The sequence below is a fragment of the Nocardia sp. CA-107356 genome, from assembly GCF_050946365.1.
Taxonomy (GTDB): Bacteria; Actinomycetota; Actinomycetes; order Mycobacteriales; family Mycobacteriaceae; genus Nocardia.
In genome coordinates this window covers 9,872,383-9,893,086 of sequence record NZ_CP191992.1, presented here as the reverse complement: position 1 = coordinate 9,893,086, position 20,704 = coordinate 9,872,383, and the positions used below count along the sequence as shown (strand labels likewise).

12 protein-coding genes are annotated in these 20,704 nt (G+C 67.9%); 5 read left to right on the top strand and 7 right to left on the bottom strand.

Annotated features, from left to right (window positions below; genetic code table 11):
* Nucleotides 1-26 precede the first annotated feature (26 nt).
* On the top strand, nt 27-494 hold the full coding sequence (locus ACQP1G_RS44455) for a hypothetical protein (protein ID WP_433196507.1): 468 nt from the start codon (nt 27-29) through the stop codon (nt 492-494).
* The gene (locus ACQP1G_RS44450; protein ID WP_433196505.1) at nt 491-853 is read left to right on the top strand and encodes a hypothetical protein; all 363 of its coding nucleotides are present in this window, start codon (nt 491-493) and stop codon (nt 851-853) included. Before ACQP1G_RS44455 ends, ACQP1G_RS44450 begins: the two co-directional genes overlap by 4 nt.
* Nucleotides 854-940: 87 nt before the next feature.
* Here the strand turns inward: ACQP1G_RS44450 and ACQP1G_RS44445 are convergent, their stop codons facing one another.
* Nucleotides 941-4,072, bottom strand: coding sequence for a (Fe-S)-binding protein (locus ACQP1G_RS44445; protein WP_433196503.1), 3,132 nt, complete (start codon nt 4,070-4,072; stop codon nt 941-943).
* 467 nt (nt 4,073-4,539) lie between these two features.
* Between ACQP1G_RS44445 and ACQP1G_RS44440 the strand changes: the two genes are divergently transcribed.
* Complete coding sequence (locus ACQP1G_RS44440) at nt 4,540-5,280, top strand: hypothetical protein (protein ID WP_433196501.1); 741 nt, start codon at nt 4,540-4,542, stop codon at nt 5,278-5,280.
* A 56-nt stretch (nt 5,281-5,336) separates the two neighbouring features.
* Here ACQP1G_RS44440 and ACQP1G_RS44435 read toward each other — a convergent pair whose 3' ends face one another.
* From ACQP1G_RS44435 to ACQP1G_RS44410, 6 genes are all read right to left on the bottom strand, one after another.
* On the bottom strand, nt 5,337-6,215 hold the full coding sequence (locus ACQP1G_RS44435) for an NRDE family protein (protein WP_433196499.1): 879 nt from the start codon (nt 6,213-6,215) through the stop codon (nt 5,337-5,339).
* Between the two features lie 171 nt (nt 6,216-6,386).
* Nucleotides 6,387-7,700, bottom strand: coding sequence for a S1 family peptidase (locus ACQP1G_RS44430; protein WP_433196497.1), 1,314 nt, complete (start codon nt 7,698-7,700; stop codon nt 6,387-6,389).
* A 99-nt stretch (nt 7,701-7,799) separates the two neighbouring features.
* A complete protein-coding gene (locus ACQP1G_RS44425; RefSeq protein WP_433196495.1) occupies nt 7,800-9,164 on the bottom strand; it encodes a S1 family peptidase in 1,365 nt (454 codons plus the stop codon).
* Between the two features lie 167 nt (nt 9,165-9,331).
* Nucleotides 9,332-10,477, bottom strand: coding sequence for a hypothetical protein (locus tag ACQP1G_RS44420; RefSeq protein WP_433196493.1), 1,146 nt, complete (start codon nt 10,475-10,477; stop codon nt 9,332-9,334).
* A 45-nt stretch (nt 10,478-10,522) separates the two neighbouring features.
* Nucleotides 10,523-13,264, bottom strand: a complete 2,742-nt coding sequence (locus ACQP1G_RS44415; RefSeq protein WP_433196491.1) for a LuxR C-terminal-related transcriptional regulator — start codon at nt 13,262-13,264, stop codon at nt 10,523-10,525.
* On the bottom strand, nt 13,264-15,108 hold the full coding sequence (locus ACQP1G_RS44410; RefSeq protein WP_433196489.1) for an Hsp70 family protein: 1,845 nt from the start codon (nt 15,106-15,108) through the stop codon (nt 13,264-13,266). The genes ACQP1G_RS44415 and ACQP1G_RS44410 overlap by 1 nt, the downstream gene beginning before the upstream one ends.
* Nucleotides 15,109-15,396: 288 nt before the next feature.
* On the opposite strand from ACQP1G_RS44410, the gene ACQP1G_RS44405 reads away from it, so the two are divergent.
* Complete coding sequence (locus ACQP1G_RS44405; RefSeq protein WP_433196487.1) at nt 15,397-18,843, top strand: IniB N-terminal domain-containing protein; 3,447 nt, start codon at nt 15,397-15,399, stop codon at nt 18,841-18,843.
* A gap of 41 nt (nt 18,844-18,884) precedes the next feature.
* On the top strand, nt 18,885-20,699 hold the full coding sequence (locus ACQP1G_RS44400; RefSeq protein WP_433196485.1) for a dynamin family protein: 1,815 nt from the start codon (nt 18,885-18,887) through the stop codon (nt 20,697-20,699).
* Nucleotides 20,700-20,704: the final 5 nt, after the last annotated feature.

The window sequence follows — 20,704 nt, the reverse complement described above, 5'->3', positions numbered from 1 at the left end:
AGAACTAGTTCTGACATACTGGATGTATGAGCGTCACAGCAACCTGGTCGGAATTTCTACGTGACCCGAACCGGGTCATCGAGGCGATGGCGGAGGGTGGGGATGTGATCCTCGTTCGACGGTCCGCGCCTCCGGTGCGGCTGTCCGATGCTGCCGCATCCGCCGCGGAGGAGGAGACGCTAGGCGCGCTTACTCAGCTGCTCGCGATCGCACTCGATGACGAGACGTTGGAGCGGTTGGTGAATCGGCTCACAATCGCGTTCCCCTGGATCGAGTTGCTCCCCGCTTCGGAGCGTCCAGAGTTCGTCGCGGACTTCCTCAACAACGCTCGAGGAGGCCTGGCTGTCGGGCGGCTGGATCGGTTGACGACGACGTTGGCGGCGTGGCGGGATACGGCGGCAGCCCATGCGGATCCCAGGATCCGGGTTGATGGCTCTGATCTGAACTATGTTGACGAGGCTGTCCCGGTCCCAGCTCCAGACGGTGACGAGTGAGCAAGCGACGCGATGCGGTGCCTCGGCCGCTCAAACGGAGTGAGTACGAGATCGTCTTTATTACCACCGAGGCGCAGAAGGGCTGGACCGACTGTCTCGCCGCCGCTCGTAACGCCATGGTTGAGGCATGGGACATGCTCACGCGTGAACGAGACCTGCAGTCTGCACGGCTCTATCCGCTGAAAGGCCAACTGCGATACGGCACCTATCAAGGGCGGACTTTCGAGCGGTATCAGTACAAGTTCACCGATGGTGGCCGACTGTGGTATTTCATCGAGCCCGCGGAGAAGGGAAGCATTACCGCAGGGCGTGTGTCGCTCGAGCGCTGCCTGACGGGACACCCGAAGGAGACCGAGTGACGGGCCACTCAGATGTCCTGCGCCAGATAGCGATCGGCCCGGGTGCGCAGTGCGCACCCGGGCCGCTTTCGGTTTTCCGCTTACCCGTCAGTCCTTGCGACCGGGGGCCTTTGCGCCGGATTTGAAGCCGAGGCCGCCGGGCTTGGGGGCCGGGGGCGTGACGTCCGGGGCGCCGTTGCCGGAGGTGCCATTGCTGGGCTGGTCCGGTTCCGGGGTCGAATCCGCCGGAGCCGCAGCGGGCTCCGCGGTAGCGGTGGATTCGGCCGGGGCCGACGGTGCGGGGGCGGCCGCGCCGGGGGCCTTGGGACCGGGGCGTTTGAAGCCGGACTTCATGGCCAGACCCTTGGCGGGGATCGACGGCTTGGTTTCGGCGGGAGCCGAAACCGGTTCGGCGGCGGAGGCTTCCGCGGTCGGGGCAGGGGCCGCCGCCGTCGGTTCGGCGGGTGCCGGTGCCTTGGCTCCCGGTGCCTTGGCGGCGCCCTTCATCGCGAGCCCCTTACCACCGGGTGCCTTCGCCGGGCCCTTCATGGCCAGGCCCTTGACCGGGGGCGCGGGGGTGGCCGATGCCTCGGCGGCCGTGGCCGGTTCGCCCGCGGCGGCGGGGGTCGCCTTGGCGCCGGGGGCTTTTGCGCCACCCTTCATGCCGAGGCCGCCGGGTGCCTTGGCCCCGGGTGCCTTGGCGGGGCCCTTCATCGCGAGGCCCTTGACCGGTGCGGCCGGAGCCGAAGTCGCCGCTGTTTCCTCGGCCGGAGCCGCTTTGGCGCCGGGTGCCTTCGCGGCGCCCTTCATCCCGAGCCCGCCACCGGGTGCCTTGGCCGCACCCTTCATGCCGAGACCACCGGGCGCCTTGCCGCCGCTCTTCATCGCCAGGCCACCACCGGTCGGAGCTGCCTTCGGCTCGGCGGGAGCTTCGGCGATCGGGGCCGGTTCGGGTTCAGCGACCGGTTCCGGCTCGGGGGCCGTCTTCGGTTCCTGCACGACGGTCAGGTTCTCGGTCAGCGTGGCCGGATCGACACGGTCGATGGCGTCGAGCATGAGCTGAGCGACGTCGACGACCTCGACGCCCTGCCCGACCTCGCCGCCGTCCTTGCGGGCGGTGACGCCGTCGGTGAGCATGACTCGGCAGAACGGGCAGCCGGTCGCGATCTTGGACGGTTCATTGCCGCCGCCCAAGGTGGACAGGGCTTCATCGACGCGGTCGATATTGATGCGCTTGCCGAGCTGTTCTTCCATCCACATGCGGGCGCCACCGGCACCACAGCACATGGAACGTTCCCCGTGACGCGGCATTTCGACCAGGGTGGAACCAGAGGCCTCCATCAACTCACGCGGTGCGTTGTAGACCTTGTTGTGGCGGCCCAGGTAGCAGGGGTCGTGGTAGGTGACGTTCTGCGATACCGACGCGACCGGGATCAGCTGCTTCTGACGCACCAGCCGGTTCAGCAGTTGGGTGTGGTGCACCACCTCGTAGCTGCCGCCGACCTGCGGGTACTCGTTGTTCAACGCGTTGAAGCAGTGCGCGCAGGTGACCACGATCTTCTTGCGCGACTGCTCGACGCCTTCGAATACGGAGTTGAGCAGTTCGATGTTCTGGGCAGCCAGCTGCTGGAACAGGAATTCGTTGCCCGCACGTCGCGCGGAGTCACCGGTGCAGGTCTCATCGGCGCCGAGAACCATGAACTTCACCCCGGCAGTCGCCAAAAGTTCCGCGACGGCCTTGGTGGTGCGCTTGGCGCGATCCTCGTACGCACCCGCGCAGCCCACCCAGAACAGGTACTCATAGCCGTCGAACGAGTCGGCGTCCTGGCCGAAAACCGGGATCTGGAAGTCGAGTTCGTTGATCCAGTTCAACCGGTCCTTGGCGTTCTGCCCCCACGGATTGCCCTTGTTCTCCAGGTTCTTGAACAACCCGGCCAACTCGGAGGGGAACTCCGATTCGATCAGCACCTGGTAGCGGCGCATATCGATGATGTGATCGACGTGCTCGATATCGACCGGGCACTGCTCGACACACGCACCACAGGTCGTGCACGACCACAACACTTCCGGATCGATGATGCCGTTGAGGTCTTCGCCGCCGACCAGCGGACGCTCCGCCTCGGCCTTCGCGGCCGCGGAAATCTTGGCCAGTTTCGCCTCATCGGGCTTGCCCTCGGCGTCGACCAGACCGACCTCGTCGCCGCCCATATCCTTGCGGCCACCGGCCAGCAGGTACGGCGCCTTCGCGACGCCGTGGTCGCGCAGCGACATGATCAACAGCTTGGGCGACAGCGGTTTACCGGTATTCCAGGCCGGGCACTGCGATTGGCAGCGACCGCATTCGGTGCAAGTCGTGAAGTCCAGCCAGCCCTTCCAGGAGAAGTCCTCGACCCGGCCGGCACCGAAGGTGTCGACATCCGGGTCGGCGGTCTCCATATCGACCGGCTTGCCCCTGGACATCATCGGCTTGGCGGCGCCGAGCGCGACGCTGCCGTCGTCCTCACGCTTGAAGTAGATATTGAAGAAGGCCGCGAACCGGTGCCAGGCCACACCCCAGTTGATATTGCGACCGACCAGCAGCAGGAAGGTGCTGCCCGACACCATCTTGATGAATGCGAAGACGGCAACCATCGCCACGCTGGACGGCAGCAGCTTGGCCACCTGCATGGTGAAGAAGTCGGTCCACACCTCGGAGTGGCCGTAGGTGGCGATTTTGCCCGCCTTCACCATGACCATGCCGATGCCCTCGAGGAAGACGATCGCCTCGATGACATAGGCCGGACCGAATTGCGAACCGCTGAATCGCGACAGCCGCTCCGGCACCCGCGGGTGGTTGAGCTGGCGAATGGCGATCAGCACGAGAATGCCGACCACGGTGCCGATGCCGAGCACCTCGTCCCACAGGTGGTAGATGCCCCAACCGCCGATGATCGGCCAGTGGAATTCGGGATCGAAGGTCTGCCCGTACGCCTCGAAGTACAGGATGAAGCCGCCGAGGAAGCCGATCATCACCAGCCAGTGCGCCCAGCCCACCGTGCGGAATTTGTTCATCCGGGTGTGGGCGAGGAATTCGACGATCATTGTCCGGAGCCGAGGGAAGAATGGCCGCCAGCGATCCGGCGCGGGTTGGCCGATCATGATCGCGCGGGTCATCTTGCCGACGCCGCCGACGAATGATGCCCAACCCAGGAGGCTGAACGCCACACCAATCGTGCCCAGCGTCAGTGTCAGGGCATTCATGTCGCGACCTTTCTTTTAGAGGCAACACGAGCGTTGGGCGGCGATTGCACCGCCCGGTTGGCTCGTATCCTAACCGCAGGTAAGTTACCCACCGGTAACTTACCGGTCTATCGTACGATCGGCAGTTTGGGTAGTGCCCCTTCTTCCTGGGGCTTGACCCGAATTCTGCCTGTGAGCGATCTCACGAAGATCCCCGCGATCCGGGTGTCGGTCCGGGCGACAACCACCGTAAACAGTCGATGGTGCCGCCCTGGCGGTAAGGACAGGCTTACGTCACGCGGAGATCACAGTATGGGTAACGGATCTCGCATCTTCATGTCGGTTCGATTACGCTCACGACGTTCTGTCTGCTGTGCCTTCTTCACACTGCTCGGGGAGAATCCGAGGTCCGACCACCTCGGGTTGATGAGCGCTCTCGCATGTATGGAGACGGCGGGCGGACAACCTGACGATGGATTGGAAACTGAATGAAACTCCGCAGCACCACTGCGGTTGCCGCCATGGCCATCGGTGCGATGACCATCGGTCTCGGGACCGCGCATGCCGAGCCGGTCGCCCCGGCTGATCCCGGCGTCACCTACTCCGTCAAGTTGGTGGACAAGACCGTCGTGGCGGCGCTCAAGGGGGGGACCTTCTCGCTGACCGAGGAGCCCGGCGCCACTGTCGACGACCCGAAGACCACAGTCGCCAACGTACGTGACGGCAAGGGCAACACCGTCGTCTCGTTCCCGCTGAACGTGGATGTCGACGGCAAGCTCGTGCCAGTCAAAGCGGATATGAAGAACGACGGCACCGTGCTCGAGGTCACCCCGGAAAAGCCCGCGGATCTTGCGGTGTCGGATAAGCCGGTCGTCGCGAAGCCGGTGGTCGCCAAGGAAGTCGCGTCGCCGATCGAAAACCAGCGCGCGCAGAACGAATTCGCCAGCAACTTCGGCATCGCGACCGCGGTCGGTGGGTTCATCGGCACCGCGATCGGCGCGATCGCTGGCTGCATCATCTCTCTCCCGGTCGGCTGCCTTCCCGGTCTGGTGACCGGTGCCGGCATCGGCGGCATTCTGGGCACCATCGCCGTCGGTGGTCCCGCGCTGGTTGCCGCGGGAGTGGAACTGCTCAACACCATTCAGGCGCCGGACGGCACCACGAAGTGGGCCGAGAAGCCGGTGGCGGCACCCGCCGCTGCGCCTGCGTCGGATCAGCAGCCGAACTAATTCGAACTGAACTCGACCGGCCTGCTCTCTCCGGAGGGCAGGCCGGTTTTGTGTTCTCAGGCCTGACGCTCCCGCAAATCCAAACTGCCGCTGAACGATTCCTCGCCCTTACCGCGCCCGAATCGCCCGAATGAACGCTCGGCCATCTCGAACGAGCCGTCCTCGTGCACCAGCAAGACCGTGCTCGCCCTGGTCCCGTGCAGCGCATTGGCGATGAACCTGGCCGAGAGCGTGCGCTCGCGCCGCAACGGAACTCCGGTGTGCGGCAACAGATCATCGGGTGCCTCGGTGCGATCGGCCAGCACCTCGAAGTAGCGCGCCACGTTTCCGGGATCCGATTCGACCACCGTGCGCAACTCGGTGAGACCGCTGCGCACCTTGGGCCACATGGGTTGGGGCGCTTCCAATGCCGCAGCGGGTCCCGGCGCGGCCGAGGTCACGAACTTGCCGTTGGATACGCCGTGGAAGCCCGGTGTCAGCTCCTGCGGCGGCAGTGCACTGCGGTTGGAATGCCACCACAGCGATTCGAGGTCCGAGACCAGCACGTTGTATCCGTTGTAGTCATCCGGAGCGGCCGCGACGTCGAGAAGGTAGTTTTCCGGTCCCGGGACATCATCGCCGGCGCCGCGCAGGAAGTCCATCAGCAGCGCCCCGCGCGAACGGGCATCGCCGCGTTCGGCTTTCGGGTTGCGCACATTGGTCACCGTGGCGAATCGATTGCGCCCCCTCACCTCCCGCGCCAAGCCGAGCCAGGTGCCGGGTGGATCGCCCGCGTGCCTGCCGATCGCCCCCAAATCGCGCCCCGCCAGCAGTCCGGGTACCTCGGACCACCATCGCATCGACTCGGTCGGGCGGGAATAGAACTCATCGCGGTTGGCCGCAATGATCAACCGATATTCCGGATGCACCCGCCAACCGATCAACACCAAACACATGCAGTCCAGGATGCCGGAATATGGCGACGCTCCACAGGGCATTCAGGCACGTTCGGGCCGCACAAGGTCAGCAAGATCGCCCGCAGTGACAGCAAAAAGGCCGACAGCGTCGCCGCTGTCGGCCTTTCCGAGCCGTTGGCTAGTTCCGGGTACCCGCCGGTCGGTTCGGGCTCAGTTATTGACCTTCAGACCCGGGTTGTCCGAAAGCACCACGCTGACCGGCTGCGCGAACAGCTGCGGTGCGTTGCCGGTGAGGGCACCGATCAGATTCGGGATCTCGCAGATCGGGAAGTCGGCGACCGAGGACGCACTGGAAATGCCGAGCGCCATCCGGCCGGAGACGATCGCGCCGCCGCTGTCACCGGGCAGGGCGCAGATGTTGGCAGAGAAGGACTGGGTCAGCTCCCGATCGCCGACCTGCACGGTCTGATCGACAGCGTTGACGATGCCGCAGCTGAAGCCGGTGCGCGCACCGGACTTGCAGACCGGAGCGCCGACGACCGGAACGGCAACGCCCTCGACCGCGACGGGCGCGCCCGGCTGACGCACGAAGTTGTTCGTGAACCGATCCTTGGCCTGGTCGTTGATCCGGATGATCGAGTAGTCCTGCGCGCCGAGCACCGACTTCTGGAAGGTGCCCAGCTGCGCGCCCGGCCGATCGCCGTTCAGTTCGAAGACGCCCGACGCATTCGCCGTGCCCGCCGACGGAAGGTCAGGGTTGCAGTGACCCGCGGTGATGTTCACGACATTGCCCGCACGGTCGGTGCCATTGAAGCCGAGCGAGCACCGCAGCGACATCCTCCCGGCGATCGAGGCGTAACCGTCGCCACCGGCCAGCGGGCCGGTCTGCATCGCACCGGCGACCGGAGTCGTCTGCAGCTGCTCACCGGCGACCGGAGGCGCCATCACGATGACCCGCGACGGATCGATGAAGTTCGGCATCGGCAGACCGGCCTGCTCGACCCGGACCGCGATGCTGTTGTTGACGGTATCGACCACAACGCCGCGCACCAGTGCGGAGACGGCTTCGGGCTGCCCATCGAGCCAACGCTCGAACGCGCTCTTCTCACCGTGCAGCGCCGCCTCGCTCTTGGCGACATTGCGGACCTCGAATCCGGCCGACGTGGCGGCATTGCGGGCCTCGTCCGCGCCGGGGCCCTGTGCGAGCGCCACCACCGCCTTGCCGCCGTCATCGAGCCACGAGCCACCGAAGACCTGCGGGAACTGGCGCTGCGCCGTAGTGGCGAAGGCCGCGACCTGCTGCGCCAGATCGGCGCGGCGCAGGTACTCCTCGGGAGAGATCTTCAGATCACGCGCGACCGCCGCGATCAGCTCGGCGGGTAGGGCGGGCTGATCGGGTTGTGCGTTCGCTACTGCCGCCGTCGGACCGAACAGCAGAATCGCCGCTGACGCGGCGATTACTGATTTTCGGACTCGGGTCTGTCGCGCAGCTGATCGGAACTGACCTATACGTGGCAGGAGCATGTCCATACCTTAAGGTGTCCGGCCGGTTATGCCTACTCGAGTCGTAGTGTTGTTCGGCCCACTACGGAACCGGCAGACCGCGCGGCGCGGGCAACCGGATCACCCGGCGTTCGGCCGGGTACGCACCGCGATGCCGTTGCCGACGCCGCCGCCCGCGGACGCATCGATATCGGCCAGGATCGAGCGAATCGGAATGCCGAGCGTCGCGGTGCCGCCGTACTGCGCGAGCGCCATATTGGCCTCATTGCAATCGGGCGCGTCAGCGGCGTTGGAACCGCTGGTGATGCCGAGGGCGAGGGTGCCCGAGACGATCGCGCCGCCGCTGTCGCCGCCGAGCGTGCAGGCCGAACTGGCGAAGCCGCGCACGGTCTTGCTCACGCCCTCGGAGGTGTAGAGCTGGGTCTCGACCCGATCCGCCACCACGAACCCACAGGTGAAGGTGGAGGACTGGCCCGATTTGCAGATCGGAGCGCCGGTGACCGGTTCGGCGGTGCCGGTGATGGTCAGCGTGGTGCCGTTGGACCCGCGCACCGACGGCTGGTCCATGCCCGCGTTGACCGAGCGTTCGTTCAGCTTGATGACGGAGTAGTCGAGTGCGCTCGGGCCGCCCAGGCGCGCCTGGACGAAGTTGCCGAGTTCGATGCTGTTCGGGATATCGCGGATATTGGGCAGGTAGACGGTGGCCTGCTGATCGCCCTTGTCGATATTCGGATCGCAGTGGCCCGCACTGATATTCAGCGCGTTACCCGCTGCGTCCACGCTGTTGAAGCCGAACGAGCAGACATCGACGCCGCGCAGCGAGGTGTCCTTCAGCGAGGTCGGCGCGGTGATATAGGTGTCGCCGCCCATTGGACGGCGCTCGACGGGACCGCCGCTATTGGGCGACAGGATGACCTTGACGTTGGCGATCAGCGTCGGCAGATTCAGTGCGTGGTCGACCGGCGTATTGGCAACGGACATCACCAACTGGCTGTTCATGAAGTCGACCGCGACCGAGTTGATCGACTGGGCGATCTCCTTCGGCAGCGTGTTGATCCACTGATTCAGCTGCATCAGTGAGTTCTCCAGGCTGTTCGCCGAGACCGGGGCCAGTCGGGTCTGATAGCCGTCGCCCGCGGCGATCTCGGCGGCATCGAGCGAGGTGACCGCGACGACCGGCTTGCCGTCGGTGCCGATCCAGGCGCCCGCGTAGGTATCGGGGCGCTCATTGCGGAATGTGTGGGCGTAGTCGCTGAGTTCCTGGGCCTTGGCGGAGCGCTCCAGATACTCCGCGGGCGTCATCTTCAGATCGCGGGATATGGCCTGCACCAGTTCGGGCGGCAGGCTATCGGCGCTCAGCTGGCCCGGTGCTGTCGGTTCGGCCGTAGCGGTGGTGGTGACGAGTAAGGGTGCGATGAAAACGGTCGCGGCGAAGCCGATCGAGGCTGCCTTGACCGTGGCGCTACGCGCCACCAACTTGCGCATGAAGTCCCTTCGTCGGCACGAGGTGTGCCAGCTACGTCCGTGGGCCATGGGCAGTATCCGGTGGCGCACAGTCTTCGTCCAGCAACAGACCTGTTGTTCGCAAATTTTCCGACAACAGCGGTCAGCCGATCACTTTAAGGCACAAACCAGTGTCGGTCGCTACTAAATCAGCGAGGAGTTGGGAAGCCGAACGTGTACTGCGGTTCCCACGGCTGTGGACTCCACCCCGGAGCGGTCCACATGGGGAACCCGGGGCGTGTCGTCGTGGTCCGACCCGGCCGGGTGGTGGTCGGCGGTGTCGTGGTGGGCGGCTCGGTTGTGGTGGTCGGCGGCGGCGTCGTGGTCGGCGCTTCGGTGGTCGTCTCCGGTTCGGTACTGGTGATGACGATGGGCGGTTCGGTGGTCGTAGTGATCGGCACGGTCGGGAGGTCGACCGGCGGTTGCGGAGTCGGGCTCACCGACACCTGATCGGGCTTGGCGTCGCGCATCGGCGGCACCGGGGTTGCGCCCGGGTCACCGAACAGCACCGCGATACCGAAGCCGCCGAGCACCAATCCGATGGCGGCCGCGACCGCGATCAGCAGCGGGGTGGCGCGCCGAGCCTTGGGGGTTTCCGCCGCGGCCGCGGGCGCCTCGACGGCGGTCGGTGCGACGAGCGGTTCCCCGGTCGGTGCGACGAGCGGTGCGCCGATCGGAATCGCCGCCGAATAGGCCTGCAGCTGCGCATCGGGCGCGGGCACCGCCGGAATGACGTCGGTGACCACGGTCGAATTCTCGGCATTGCTCGGATCCGGCGGCGTCGCGCCGGCGGGCGTTGCCAGCACCGCGGCCAACGCGGCCCGCGCGGCGTCGTAGGCATAGGACTGCTCCGGGGCGACGGCGTCACTGTTCGGTAGATCACCCTCGCTGACCAGCAATACCGAACGCAGGCCGAGGTAGTCGAGGGCTTCGCGCAGCGAGAGCACATATTCGGACGGCCAGTGGGCGGGGTAGGTCGCGTAGAACTCGGCAGCGCCGTTCAAATGTTCGGCGGTGAGATTGATCAGGCAGAACAGAGCCGTCGCGACCAGATCCTCGGCCCGGTAGGCCTCGCCGGCATCGACGGAGATACCGGCCGGATTGCCGACCGCGGAGGCAAAACCGGTGATCGAATGCGTATGACCGGCCGGGGCCGGACCGCCGAGAACGGTGTCGCCGTCATCGGCCATGTGCAGGATCGACTCACGGACTATGAACTGCGGTTCGCCGTTGTCGGTCACGATGGCCGCTGTGCAGTTGTCCTCGGCGATGCGCAGGCCCACCCCAGTGGCCATCCTCAATTACCTCGCTTCGGCGTCACGGATCGGCCCGCACCCTGATCACACCAGCAGCGAGCCGTGTCCCATGGCGCGGAGCATCGACAATAACTCCGAACGGGAACGGGCACCGATCCGGCGTCGGATACGGGCGACATGATGCTCCACAGTTTTGGCCGAAATGTACAGACGAGCGCCGATCTCCCGATAGGTCAAACCGAGCAGCACCAGTTCGGCGACCTCGCGTTCCCGGTCGCTGAGGATCGCCGCATCCGGGATCGGCGCCGGCGCCGGCGTCTGCCCATCGCCAGTGGTCGCGGCGGGTGCGGGCGTGCGGACCGGCTGTTCCTGGGGCCGGGCGTCGGCGCGGACGGTCCTGGCCAGTTTGAGCAGTGCCGTCGCAGTCGTGGAATCGGCGGCAGCGAGCGCGGCCTCGCTGGCGAGTCGGGCGGCGTCCCAGGTCAGGCCGATCTCGCGGAGTCCGGCCACGGCCGCCTGTACCGGGGCCGCGGCGACTTGGCCGCGCAAGACGAGCACCCAGGTGCGGCCCGCGTCGGCGAGGATCGCGGCGTGCCGGTCCCCGGCTTCGGCCGCACCCTTGAGCGTCTGGGCGTGCGGGAGCAGTTCCTCGGGACTTTCGTGCGCGATCGCGGCCTGCACGCCGTACCAGTGGAAGGCATTGGCCCAGGCGGGCGGTTGGTCCAGCCGTCGGAGCAGGGCACGAGAGGCATCGACCAGCGGCGCGATCCGGCGCTCATCGCGCAGGCGGATGCCCGCGAGCCACAATTCGCCGATCGGCAGCAGGGTGAGCAGGTCGGCATCGACATCGTCGAAGAGTGGATAAGCGGCCTGCCAGGCGCGGGCGAGCGCGGCATGATCACCGCCGCGGCGGGCCAAGCCGACCGCGACGCCGTGCGCGAGCAGGCGGTCGCGGATATCGAGCGAATTCGGTTGCAGCGCGGCAACGGTGGCCGCGGCGGCCTGTTCGTCGCCACCGAGCATCGCGGCCCAAGCGGCGAGCACCTCCAGTTGGTGACAGCGCAGGCCGCTGGTGGTGGCCCGGCGCAGCGCCTCACCGGCGCGGCGCGGCTCGCCGGTGCTCAGGCACAGCAGCGTCGCGATGGAGACCGCGGTGCACGGCAGGAACCGATCGGTGCTCGCATCGGCCTGCGCGGCCTGGATGAGTGCGGATACCGCTGTGGCGGTGCCGGTTTCGTGTTCGACGATGGTGCGGGCGAGTGCGCTGGCGATCAGCCGGGAGTGTGCGTTGGCCTCGGTCGGCGGCCATTGCGTCGATGATTCGGACAGCTCCGCCGCGGCGGTCACGTCACCCGCGAGGTACTGCACGGTCGCGCCGACCGCCCAATCCGCGCCGATCCGCTGCGCGCCCAGCCAGGAATACAGCTGGGCGGCGCGGCCGACCAGACCACGTCGGGTGAGCACCGCCGCGCAGATCCGCACGGCCGCAGCCAGTTCCGCACCGGAGACACCCGGGCGAGCCAAGAGCGGTTCGGCCAGCCGCATGGCCGTATCGCCGTCACCGGTGTTCGCGGCCGCCTCCGCCCAGCGCAGCGCGATGAGGTCGAGATCGGCGCCGCTGGCCGCCGCGGCGGCGTAGTAGCGGACGGCCTCGCGGCCCGCCTTATCGGCTGCGGTGCAGAGGAATTCGGCCAGCCGCTGGTCGCGGACGCCGGATTCGGCGAGCAGCAGTGCGGTGTGATCGCGCAGCAGGCCCGCGTCCAGTCGAGCGTTGAGCAATCGGCGCTGGACGGCGACGAATCGGCGATCGCCGAGCAAGGTGCGCAGCGGTGCGACGGCCGGTTCCAGCAGCAGATCGGCATCGGTGACCAGGGCGCTGGCCCTGGCCCGGTCGATGAGGTTCTGGGCCGCGGCGCTTTCCACGCCGAGGACCTCGGTGAGTTCGGTGGAGTCCAGTCCGGTGCCGGTGGTGGCGACGACCAGGGTCTCCAGCAGATCCGGCTCGAGGTTGTCCAGGAGCGCACGGGCCCATGCGGCAACGGCGTCGTCGACGGCGCTGATTCCGGCGTCGAGCCGGGCCGAACAGGCGGCGGTCAGTGCGGCGACCACACCGCCACGGCTGCCCGAGGTCTGCCGATGGATGTGCTGGGCGACCGGACGCGGCACCGCCATGCCGAGTTCGCGGGCGAACGGCGCGATATCGGAGACGCCGAGGGCACGCAGATCGGCCACCCGGCCGCGGCGGGCGACCGTGTCGGAGAGCGCGCGCAGATGTGGATCGTGCGGGCGTGGCTGGGTTGCGACGATGACCGTGTAGCGGCCGGATTCGATAGTCGCGCACAGGGATTCGAGATCGGCTGCGCTGAGAGTGTGTGCGTTGTCGATGATCAGGGCCGGGCGCGGGGCGATGCCGCGCGGGTGCGCGCCGTTGGTGGAGTGCGGGCCGGTGCTGGGTTTTTCGACGGTACGGGGTGTGTGGCCGGGGCGATGTCCGTCGCCAGTGGCAAGGTCTGCGCCGTTACCGGGTATCCGGTTGGCATGCGAATCGTTGTCAACATGCTGGTCCGTTTCCTGGCCGCTCACCATCGCATGCGCGCCGTTTCCCGAGCCGGCGTGCGGCGCAACAAGGTATTCGGGCATTGCGGGATCGTCTTGAAACGCGATGCCATGGGCGCGCAGGCGGGTCCGGATCACCGAGAGGAGGGTGGATTTGCCGGAGCCGGAGCGGCCGCGGATGAGATAGACGACCGGTTGACGGTCGGCGGCGTCCAACTCGCGGAAGATCTCGCGCGCGCAGGGCAGCGTGTCGAAGGCGATATCACTCATTATCTGCCTCCGGGAATTTTGGGCAGTGCGGATACCACGCCGCCGACGGTGTCGCCCAGGGTGTCGGTTGGCAGGGTCAAGGGGACAGTTGGGACCTGTGGCTGTGGGACGGGCTGTGGCTGTGGGACGGGCTGCGGCTGCGGGGCCGGCTGTGTCTGTGTGGCGGGCTGTGTCTGCGGTGCCGGAACCTCCGGCGACGGCTGCGATGCGGATGCGGGTTGACTCTGTGCCGGTTGGCTCTGGGCGGGTTGGCCGTCGGTGGTCTGGCCCGCTGCGGGCTGACTGTTCATTACGGCGACGCTGCTCGTGGCGGCGGAACCCGGTTGTCCGGCAACGGGTTTAGGCTGATCCGGACTTCCGGCGGGCGAATCCTTCGCGGAGGTGGTCGCCGCGCCGGCGGTGGTGCCGTTGTTGGTCACCGCGACGACCGCCGCGCCGGGGACGGTCGTCGGATCGGTGCTCGCCGGCTGGTTCGGCCCCGACTGGGCGCTGGTGCCGATGGCGACGGTGCCGGTGGCGAGTGCGCCGATTACCACTGCCGCGCCCGCGATGATGGCGGCGCGCTGACGGCCGGTGAACCTGCGGCGCGGTCGGTCGCTCGCCTTCGGCAAGGTCTGATTGGGCACCGTGTCGTTATCGTCGGCCGGGGTGCTGCCGGTCATGCGGGTGCTGCGCGCGGCCGGCTCGACGCGACGCGGCACCGTCGGAATTTCCGTGGTTTTCGCAATGCCGACGGCCATGGCCGCGACCGGGGTGCGATCCACCGTTGCGGACAGCAGATCCGCGGCCAGCTCGGCGGCGCCGAGTGCGCTGGTGAACCTCGGCTCTGGCGCCGCGACCACGGGGAGCCCGAATTCGGTCGAGACCAACTCGGCCACCAGCGGGATCGCGCCGCCGCCGCCGGTGAGCAGCACCCGGCCGATTTCGCCGATATCGAGTCCGGCGCGATGTACCGCGTCGCGGATGAGGTCGATCGAGGTCAGTAATGGCCCGCGGAGTAGATCCTCGAGTTCGCCACGGACCAGTCGGATGTTTTCGGGCCGGTGATCGGCCGGGTTCAAACGGACCGGGACGACCGTCGCGGTATTTGTGGAAAGCTCTTCTTTCGCATATCGGCAGCGATCACGCAATGCCGACAATTCCCGTTCGATCACCGGATCGAACGGATCGAAATCATTTCCTCGCAGGGCATTAGCCAGGATGTAGCGCATGGTCAGCAGATCGAATTCGGCGCCGGCGACATCGGTGGTCCGCAGTGGTGTGCCGAGCACGGCTGCCTGCACGCCGGTACGCACCACCGAGACGGTGAGACCGGATGCGCCGAGGTCGTAGACGACCACCACGCCGTCGCCGAGCGGGCCGTGTGCGGCCTCGAGCCACCGCGCCGCCGCGGTCGGCTCCGGAACCAGCGTCACCTCGCGCAGACCCGCGCGATCCAGGGCGGCCCGCTGCACGTCGACGGTGTGCCGCGACCACCACGCCGGATGGCAGGCGACCGTCGATTGCGCGGCGTCGGCACCGATCTCCTCGATCAGGCAATCGACCGCGGTGGCCACGAGATCCGCTGCAGAGTGGGCGCTTCCGTCCTCGGCGAGCATATCCACCGGATCGCCGACCCGCTCGACGAAACCCTCGAGCACGACGTCACTGGAATGCCTGCCGGTCGGGCGAGCACTACTCCCGAATGTGGGCGCCGCCTCCGAGGTGAGGCGCAACACACTCGGATGGGTAATGACAGTGGCGCCGGTGTGGCCTCTGTCGAAATCGCTGCCGTCCCCCGGCGTCGCCACTGCGACCGAATTCGACGCACCGACAGTTATGCCGAGCGCCAGACGCTCTGTCATTCGAGAACCCCGTTCGAAACTGTGTGGCCAGGTAGTCGCTGTTGTAGTTGGGAAGGGGCGGAGTGGACCTGCCAGCCGCAACACTTCTGTCGGTTGCTGGGCATCCGCCGTTACTGAGTCGGGGAAGTTGCGGGGAAATTCCCCTAATGGTTCGGGTGCCCCTAACGCCGACGTGCGGCGCGCAGTAGGGGTGCGCCCCGTTTCGAAGTAACGCTTGACGTCCCTAGCGTGAAATGCATTCCAACTACCGCGGATCGCCCGGGTCCGCTCATCCAGGAGATGATTTCGATGACACCCAACGCGATTCTGGAGTTCATCCTCAACCTGCTCCGTGACCATGAGGCCGCGGTGGGTTACTGCGCGAACCCCGGACAGGCACTGGCAGCTGCCGGTTTGCCCGATGTGACGCCGGAGGACATTGCCGCCGTCGCCCCGATGGTCGCCGAATCGGCCCTGATCGCGGGCGGTTCGCAGCTGTCGGCGATCGTGGCCGCCGGTGGTGCGGGCGATGCGAATGCCGCGGCCGGCGCGAATACCGCCGCCGCGGTCGGTATCGGCGCGGCCGCCGACGCGGGCGTCGACCTCGGCACCGATATCAATCTCGGTGCCGACCTCGGCCTCGACGTCGGTACCGGCCTCGACCTGGCCACCGGGCTCGGCGGCGCGATCGGCGCTGGTCTGCAGGCCGGAGCCGATCTCGGCGCCGGCGTGGCCACCGGCCTCGGCGGCATCGTCAACGCGGGCGCGGATCTGAGCGCCGGTCTCGGTGGCGTCGTCGATGCCGGTGTGCAGGCCGTGACCGGTCTGGCCGCTGGTCTCGGCGGCGCGCTCGGCGCCGGTGCGCAAGCCGGGGGCGATCTGGCCACGGGTCTGGAGGGCGCATTGGGTGCCGGAGCGCAGGTGGGCACGGGTCTGGACGCCACCATCGGCGCAGGCCTGAACGGTGCTGTCGACGCCGGAGCGCAGGTGATTTCCGGCTTGGAGACCGGGCTGTCCGGTGGTTTCGGCGCGGGTGGCCAGGTAGGCGCAGAACTCGGCGCCGGGCTGAGCGGCGTCATCGGAGCCGGTGCCGACCTCGGCGCCGGGCTGGGCGGCGCCATCGGCGCCGGTGCCCAAGCCGGCGCTGATCTCGGCACGAGCCTTTCCGCCGGCCTCAGCGGTGTGGTCGATGCCGGCACCCAAGCGGCGGCGGGCCTGGAGACGGGAATCGGTGGCGCTGTCGGTGCGGACGCTGATCTCGGTGCCGGGCTCGGCGGCACGATCGGTGCTGGGGCGCACGCGATTTCGGGCCTGGAGGCCGGTCTCGGCGGTGCTGTCGACGCGGGCGTCGATCTCGGCGGCGGCCTGTCGACCGGCCTCAACGGCGCACTGGATGCCGGTGCGCAAGCCGGGTCCGGCCTCGAAGCGGGCCTGTCCACCGGTCTCGGCGGCGCCCTCGATGTCGGTACCCAGGCAACAACCGGATTCTCCAGCGCAATCGGCACTGCGGCCGACGCGAACGCCGAGCTGTCCACCGGCCTGACGGGTGCGGTGAACGCCGGTGCCCAAGCGGGCGCGGATCTGACCACCGGCGTCAGCGGTGCTGTCGGCGGCGCGACACAGGTCGGCAGCGATCTCGGCGCGAGCGTGTCGACCGGCATCGGCGGTGCCGTCGATGCCGGTGCTGGTCTGGGTGGTGGCTTGTCCACCGGCCTGGGTGGTGCTGTTGATGCTGGTGCGCAGGCGGCGGGTGGTCTGGAATCCGGGCTGTCCACGGGAATTGGTGGCGCGGTCGGTGGCGGTGCGCAGGTCGGTGGCGATCTCGGCGCAGGGCTGTCGACCGGCATCGGCGGTGCCGTCGATGCCGGTGCTGGTCTGGGTGGTGGCTTGTCCACCGGCCTGGGTGGTGCTGTTGATGCCGGTGCGCAGGCGGTGGGCGGTCTGGAATCCGGGCTGACCACCGGAGTTGGTGGCGCTTTGGGGGGCGGTGCGCAGGTCGGTGGCGATCTCGGCGCAGGGCTGTCCTCAGGTCTGAGCGGTGCTATCGATGCGGGTGGTCAAGCGGCTGGTGGTTTGGAAACTGGGCTGTCGACCGGAATCGGTGGCGCGGTTGACGCTGGTGCCGGGCTGTCTACGGGTATCGGCGGTGCTGTCGATGCTGGTGCACAGGCGGCAGGTGGTCTGGAATCCGGGCTGTCCACGGGAATTGGTGGTGCTGTTGGTGGCGGTGCACAGGTCGGTGGTGATCTGGGTGCGGGGTTGTCTTCCGGTTTGAGTGGTGCTATCGACGCGGGTGGGCAGGCGGCTGGTGGTTTGGAAACCGGGCTGTCGACCGGCGTTGGCGGTGCTGTTGATGCTGGTGCGCAGGCGGGGGCCGGACTTGGTGCTGGAGTGTCCACCGGAATCGGTGGGGCCGCAGGAGCCGGTGGTGGTGTGTCCACAGGTGTGAACGGGGTTGTTGATGCTGGTGCGCAGGCGACTTCGGGGATCGAGGGTGCCTTTGGGGCGGGGGCGCAGGCGGGGTCGGAGCTCGGTGGCGGTTTGGCTACTGGCATCGGCGGCGTGGTGGATGCCGGTGCGGGGCTGGGCGGCGGAGTGTCGACTGGTGTGTCGTCCGGGGTCGGTGCGAGCGGTCAGGTGACGACCGGGCTGGAATCGAGTCTGGCCACCGGTGCCGCGCTCGGCGCGGGCGCTGACCTCGGTGGCGGGCTGTCGACGAGTCTGGGCGGTGCCGTCGATGGCGGCGGACAGGTCGGGTCGGGTCTGGAGACCGGTCTGGGTGGCGCGCTCGACGCGGGTGCGCAGGCCACGACCGGGTTCTCCGGTGGCGCGGCCGGCGGGTTGACCACCGGCATCGGTGGTGCGGTCGATAGCGGCGCGCACGTCGGAAGCGATCTCGGTGCCGGTCTGTCGTCCGGTTTGAGTGCTGGTGCTCAGGCGGGTGCCGATCTCGGCGCGGGTCTGTCGTCCGGTCTCGGTGGCGCGCTCGGTGCTGGCGCGCATGCGGGTTCGCAGCTCGGTGCGGGTCTGTCCACCGGCTTGGGCGGTGCCGTCGATGCCGGAGGCCATGCGGTGACCGGACTGGAGACGGGTCTGTCCACCGGAATCGGAGCTGCCACCGGGGTCGGCGGCAGTGTGTCGACCGGTGTGCAGGGCGCGGTCGACGCCGGAGCGCAGCTGGGCACCGGGCTTTCGACCGGGGTCGGCGGTGGGGTCGGTGGCGGTGCGCATGCCGGAACCGGTTTGGAGACCGGGCTCGGTGGTGCGATCGACAGTGGTGTGCACGCGGGAACCGGTCTGGAAGCGGGGCTCGGCGGTGCCGTCGACGGTGGCGCGCATGCCGGAACCGGTTTGGCGACCGGGCTTTCCACGGGTCTCGGCGGCTCGGCGAATGCCGGTCTCGGCGGCGGCCTTTCCTCGAGCGTCGACAGCACGGTGCACTCGGGCGCCGGCGTGGGTGGTTCGGTCGGCGGTGCGGCGCAGGGCGCTGCCAGTGGTGCCGCGGATCTCGGTGGTCACGCCGGTTCGGCGCTGACCGGTGGCGCGTCCTCGACCGTCGGGTCCACCGCGAATACCTGGTCGTCGCTGGATGTTTCGAGTGCCTTCGGTTCCGGACTCGACAGTTCGGCCGGTTCGCATCTGGACACCTCGGTGACCGGACACAGCGACTCCGGGCTCTTCACCGATAGCCATGCGGGCACCGATCTGACCGGACACGCTGGCGGCGATCTCGGCGGCGACGCCTTCCTGCACTGAGAAGATAGCTGCCCGGCAGATATCGGTACGAAAGAGGTTCGATGGGGACACCCGCAGTGCAAGCTCAACCGCCCGCGGTACCGCTGCTGACGGTACTGGGTGAAACCATCGCCGCGGCACGCGCCGCGGGTCGCAATGATCTGGTCGGCCGCCTGGAAGTGGCGGCCGACCGGGTCCGTGATCCGCGGCGCCGCATCGTGATCGCCGGACAACTGGGTCAGGGCAAGAGCTGTTTCGTCAATGCCCTGTTGAACCTCGAGATCTGCCCGGTGGGCGACGACGCGACCACCGCGGTCCCGACCTTGCTCGCGCACGGTCCCGAACCGCGCGCCGAACTCGTCCTGGCCGGTCCGAGCGGTGCGGAGGAGGCGCGAGTTCCGTTGCCGGTCGACGAGATCGGCTCGGTTACCGCACGCGCACCGCAGGCACACGGCCGTCGGGTGCTGCGCCTCGAGATCCAGCTCCCGAATCCGCTGCTCGCCGACGGCATCGTCCTGGTGGACACACCTGGCGTCGGCGGACACGGAAGTTCTTATGCGGCAGGCGTGCTCGGCATGGTCGCCACCGCCGACGCGGTTCTGGTGCTCTCCGATGCCTCCACCGAACTGACCGAACCGGAACTCGCCTTCCTCCGGCAGGTCCGCGAACTGTGCCCGACCACCGCACTGCTGCTCACCAAGATCGACCTGTATCCGCATTGGCGCCAGGTCCATCAGGCCGACGAGGGCCATCTGAGCCGAGCCGGGGTCGAGGTCCCGATCATCCCGGTCTCCGCGGTGCTGCGCCGCCACGCGATGCTGCTGCAGGACCAGCAACTCGGCGCCGAATCCGGCTTCGGCGTGCTGTATCAGTTCCTGCGCGATCAGGTGGTGGCCCGCGACCAGGCGGCGACCCGGCTCGCGGTGGCCCACGATATCCAATCGGCCGCAGAGCATTTGGCGCTCGCGCTCGGCAGTGAACTGGTCGCGCTGCGCGATCCCCGCCAGGGTGCGGTGGCGGTCCGCGAGCTGCAGTTGGCCAGGACCACCGCCGAGGATCTGCACCGGCGCACCTCGGCCTGGCAGCTGACCCTCTCCGACGGCATCACCGACCTCGCGGGCGATATCGATCACGATCTGCGCGACCGCCTGCGCGAAATCGCCAGAACCGGTGAGGAGTGGATCGATGAACACGACCCGGGCCGACATTGGGACCGGATCACCGAATGGGTCACCGGCGATATCGACACCGCGCTCGGCGACAACCTGCTCTGGACCCATACCCGGGCGGTCGAGCTCGCCGAGCGGGTCGCCGGACATTTCGCCGAACTCGGCGCGGTCGACCTGCCCGATGTCAGCTCCGGCCTGCACACCGAAGGCACCAGGACCGACTCGGGCACCCTCGCCGATCTGGAGCCCGATATCAGCTTCGGCAGCAAGATTCTGGTCGGCATGCGCGGCTCCTACGGTGGCGTGCTGATGGTCGGCCTCGCCACCACCTTCGCCGGGCTCGCGATGCTCAATCCGATCTCCATCGGCGCCGGTGTTCTGGTGGGCGGTAAGGCATTCCGCGATGACAAGCAGGCCAGGCTGGCCCGGCGCCGCAACGAGGCGAAGGTCGCCATCCGGCGCTTCGTCGATGACGTTGCCTTCCATGCGGCCAAGGAATCCAAGGATCGGCTGCACCGAATCCATCGGGCGCTGCGCGACCATTACACCGGTATCGCCGAACGCAGTCTGCGATCGATCGACGATTCACTGCGCGCCGCGCAGGAGGCGGCGAATATGGAGGCGGCGCGGCGGGCCGAGCGCTGTGCGGTGCTCGAACGGCAGCTGGGGATGGTCGCCGAGCTGCGGCGCTATGCGGACGCTATGTAACCGGC